Annotated in this window: 1 protein-coding gene; it reads right to left on the bottom strand. The window is 45.7% G+C overall.

Going from position 1 to position 519, the window contains the following annotated elements:
• Nucleotides 1-519: lyase family protein (locus A3762_RS16485; protein WP_255375056.1), on the bottom strand; the 519-nt coding region annotated here is incomplete at both ends.

Raw genomic sequence — 519 nt, forward strand, 5'->3', positions numbered from 1 at the left:
GTAATGCCGAGTGATTCAACAAAGCTTTTTGCGTGAGCTGGCCAATCAGTGTTCGGGTAGGCAGAGTAGTGCGCGTTGTAGTTACCAACGGCACCGTTAATCTTGCCAAGGAATTTTACTTCTTTGATTTGAGTTAGCTGACGATTAAGTCGTTCAACAACATTGGCTAATTCCTTACCCATTGTAGTCGGCGATGCGGTTTGGCCATGCGTGCGAGATAGCATCGGCTGTTCTGCAAGATCTTGCGCTAGCTCGCTGAGCTTAGTCACAACAGCTTGCATCTCTGGCAGCACACTGCTTTCTAGACCTTGTTTAAGCATCAATGCATGCGACAAATTGTTGATGTCTTCAGAGGTACATGCGAAATGCACAAATTCTAGGCTCTTCGCTAAATTTGGTAGCGAATCAGCAACAGCTTCGAATTTTTCTTTAATAAGGTATTCAACTGCTTTCACATCGTGGTTTGTGGTGCGTTCAATCGCTTTCACGCGCAAGGCGTCGTCTTCGCTGAATTCATCA

The organism is Oleiphilus sp. HI0125, assembly GCF_001635355.1.